Annotated in this window: 2 protein-coding genes; both read left to right on the forward strand. The window is 60.6% G+C overall.

Annotated elements, in window-relative coordinates:
• The first annotated feature begins 768 nt into the window (after positions 1–768).
• Positions 769–2,295, forward strand: coding sequence for a glycine--tRNA ligase (locus Q0288_RS05290; RefSeq protein ID WP_299428259.1), 1,527 nt, complete (start codon positions 769–771; stop codon positions 2,293–2,295).
• 167 nt (positions 2,296–2,462) lie between these two features.
• The coding region (locus Q0288_RS05295; protein WP_299428262.1) for a hypothetical protein at positions 2,463–4,218 on the forward strand (1,756 nt) is incomplete at its 3' end.

Here is a 4,218-nt window from a genome sequence, read left to right on the forward strand (position 1 = left end):
AGACTGCCAAACCTTACAGCAATTCGATGGTGTCGGCGGCTACCACCTGCCATCAAAAAGACCAGACCGTTTACCAGCTCGTGTGTTTCTTCGGAGCCAAACTCATACTCGAGAAACTCCTCCGGCGACACCGCGGTTCTGATGGGCGGCTGGGGGCGGGGCATAAGTTCAGGATAGCAAAATCCTTGATAGGAGCAAGCGGGTGTAGCGCTTCGGCAGGCACTTATGACAAAAGTGGAATTTGCCTCTGGTGCGCCCACAAAATAGCCGCGATGTCCTGCTGCGGGGCCAAAGCATCGGATCCACCCAGCAGCGCACCCGACCCTTCAGCGTTGTGTGGAGCCCGCCCTGAGTCTGGCCCTGAGCGTAGTCAAAGGGTCAGGGTGAACCCGACTTATGGTGCCGGTTTCAGGACAAGGGGCCTGGCGCCTGGTATCCTTGACTCGAGCCAAAAAGGAGTACAGAATATAATCTGCGTTGAACCGCAGGAGTAACCCGGCGTTCAGCCACAGCGAGTTCGGGAGGGTGTGAGCCGAGCGGCCTGGAACCGGGTGAAGGGCAGCGGTGTGAAAGACCAGCGCAACTCAAAGGGCCTCGAGGCCAACTCGAGGAACTGGGGTGGAACCGCGAAGGGTTCAGTTTTGAACTTTCGTCCCCAGGCATTCGTGCCGGGGCTTTTTGTTTTCCGGCACAGGTCGGGCCAGGGTTTTGGTTTGCAGCTACCCGCTGTCAGCCCTAAGCCATCGGCGCGACCGAAGGGAGCACACTATGCCTGCCGAAACCATGGAAGAACTGGTCAGTCTGTGCAAGCGCCGTGGGTTCATTTTTCCCGGCTCTGAGATCTATGGGGGGCTACAGGGCACCTACGATTATGGCCCTCTGGGGGTTGAACTCAAGAACAATTTCAAGGCCGCCTGGTGGAAGGCCACCGTCTACGAACGCGACGATATGGAAGGGCTGGATGCCAGCATCCTGACCCATAGGCTGGTACTCTTCTATTCCGGCCACGAGGCCACCTTTGCCGACCCCCTGATTGACAACCGAACCTCCAAAAAGCGCTACCGCCTCGACCACCTGCTCAAAGAGCAGTCCCCGGGGGTGCTGGAAGTGCTCGGCCAGGCCATGGGGCTGCACGAAAGTGACAACCTGGTGGCTCTGGTCTTACGTCTGCTGGCCGAGCCCGACAAGGCCGCCCTGGCTATGAATACCGCCAGGGTGGTAGACCCCGCCGATCACCAGCCGGGCGACTGGACCCCGCCCCGACCCTTCAACATGATGTTCAAGACCAGCATCGGCCCGGTGGCCGACGAGGACTCGTATGGCTATCTGCGCCCCGAGACGGCCCAGGGCATCTTCACGAACTTCAAGAACGTGCTGGACTCCACCAGCCGCCGCCTGCCCTTTGGTGTGGCCCAGATAGGCAAGGCCTTCCGCAACGAGATTACCCCGCGCAACTTCATTTTCCGGGTGCGTGAGTTCGAGCAGATGGAGATCGAGTTTTTTGTGAAGCCCGGTACCGACGAGGAATGGCACCAGCGCTGGCTGGAAGCCCGGCTGGCCTGGTGGGAGGCCCAGGGCATACCGCGTGAGCAGATTCGGGTGCTGGACGTGCCCAAAGAAGACCTCTCGCACTACTCGAGGCGCACCTACGACCTGATGTACAACTACCCCAGCCTGGGTTTCGAGGAGATTGAGGGAATTGCCAACCGCAGCGACTACGACCTTGGCAGTCACACCAAAGGGCAGAGCGAGCTGAACATCCAGGCCAGGGTTCTGGAAAACCAGGACTCCACTGCCAGGCTTGCGGTACAGGATCTGGACACCAAACACTGGGTGGTGCCTTTTGTAATCGAACCTTCGTGCGGGGTAGACCGGGGGGTGCTGGCGGTTTTGTCCGAAGCCTTCACCAGGGAGAAGCTGGAAAGCGGTGAGGAGCGCATTGTGCTCAGGCTCAAACCGCACCTGGCCCCGATTAAGGTGGCCGTCATTCCCCTGGCTAAAAACAAGGAAGAAATTACCGGGTATGCCAGGAAAGTGAAGGCCGACCTGCAAGCGCTGGGTTTTGGGCGGGTGCTCTACGAGGACACCGGAAACGTGGGCAAGGCCTACCGCCGCCACGACGAGGTGGGTACACCCTTCTGCGTGACTGTTGATTACGACACCATTGGCAGGTCGCAAGATGGGAGTACAGCTCTACAGGACACCGTAACGGTGCGTGACCGCGATACCATGCAGCAGGAACGGGTGCAGGTGAGCGAACTGGCGGGGTATCTACTCGAGCGCCTGCACGGCTAAAAACCCCAGGGGGCTACCGATCACCAGCGGGTATGTCGTGACATGAGGCGTATCCCGTACCCCGCTCTGGAACCACCAGATAACGGAAAACCTGCTCGAGTAGGGCTAAAAGTCACTGGTAGGGTGGTAGGGCGATAATATCCTGGGGCAGTAAGAAGGAGGTTGCAGTGAGGAAACTTCTGTTGTTTGGGGCTATCTCGCTACTTGCATTGGCGGGGTGCGGCCCTACCGCCCAACCCAGCTTTACAGCGGCTCTTAGCCCCACCAGTGCAACGGTGTCTCAGGGGCAGTCGGCCTCGACCAGCCTGACCATCACCCCACAAGGCGGCTTTAGCGGAATGGTGAACCTGGCCCTGCAAAGCCCCCCGGAGGGGGTCTCGCTGACGCCTTCCAGTGTGGTGGTTTCGGGCTCTTCGGCCCGTACCATTACCCTCAATATCGCCACCACGGGCTCTACGCCGGTACAATTGCACAACCTCTCGCTCCTGGTCAGCCAGGGCTCGCTCAACCGCACAGTCAGTTTCGACCTGACCGTCAGCGCACAGCCTCAGCCCAACTTCACCGTTAGCCTTAGCCCAACCGCTGGGAGTGCGGTGCAGGGTGGTACTGGCGTTACTGCTACCCTGACCGTGACCCCGCAAAATGGTTTTAGCGGAACGGTCGTCCTGGGCCTCGAGAACCCGCCTGCGGGTGTGACGGTCTCGCCTTCCAGCATCACCCTCAGCGGTACAGACCCACAAAACTTTCCCGTCACCTTCAACACCACCTCGGGCACACCCACCGGCCCCAGTGCCCTGACGCTGGTGGCCACGCAGGGCAGCCTGAGCAAAACGGCTGGCTTCAGCCTGACCGTTACCTCGTTCAACATCGCCCTGACTGCATCCAGCACCCTGCGGGCCCAGGGCCAGAGCTTCTCGGACTTCGGCCTTACCCTCACGCCGGTGGCGGGTTTCGGTGGCACCGTGGCCCTGAGCCTGCAATCACCCCCCAGCGGAATCAGCATCACCCCTGCCAGCCTGACCACCTCCGGCCCCATCACCCTCTCGGTGGGCAGGAACGTGGTGGATGGTGTCTACAACCTGACCCTACAGGCCAGCAGTGGGGGGCTCACGCGCACTGCTTCCCTTTCCCTACGGGTATTGCGCGCCACCACTCTGGCGGCAGGGGGCAACTTTGACACGGCTTTCAGTGCAGCGATCAAGCCCAACGGCGAGGTCTGGTCTTGGGGCGACAACACCTACGGGCAGCTAGGGCGCGTAACTACAGGCACCAGTGATGGCACGCCTACCTGGGTCACTCCGACCAACGATGTGGTCTCATTATCTCTGGGCGAGTATCACGTGTTGGCGTTACTGCAAGATGGTTCGGTTCGGGCTGTGGGCCGAGACGATTTTGGCCAGCTTGGGGATGGTGCCACCGACTCGAGCGGAACCAACATCGACATCAAGATCGTCACTCCCAGCCTGCCCGCCGGAGCCAAGGCGGTGGCGGTGGAAGCGGGACGTTTCTACTCACTGGCCGTCCTCTCCGATGGCACGGTGTATGCCTGGGGCCAAAATAACGTGGGCCAGCTTGGCATCGGCAACGCTATCTCGCCCCAAGAAGCGCCGGTTCAGATTGGAGGCCTGACCAATGTAATCGCCCTGGCCGCTGGTGACGACCACACGCTGGCCCTCAGATCCGACAGCAGCATCTGGGCCTGGGGCGACAACCCCAACGGCGAGCTCGGGATCGACAACAACAACCCATCCAACACCCCTGTTCAGCTAAGCGGGATTACGGCGGTGGCCATCGCTGCTGGTGGCAACCACTCGGTAGCCCTGTTGGGCGATGGCACGGTGCGAACGTGGGGCTTCAATAACCACGGACAACTGGGCAATGGCTCTACAACTCCTAGCAACACTCCAGTAGCGGTTACGGGCT

The sequence above is a fragment of the uncultured Meiothermus sp. genome (assembly GCF_937863175.1).
Lineage (GTDB): Bacteria > Deinococcota > Deinococci > Deinococcales > Thermaceae > Meiothermus.

Coding starts and splice junctions, on each gene's coding strand:
- Q0288_RS05290 (WP_299428259.1), top strand. CDS start 769: ATGCCTGCCGAAACCATGGAAGAACTGGTCAGTCTGTGCAAGCGCCGT.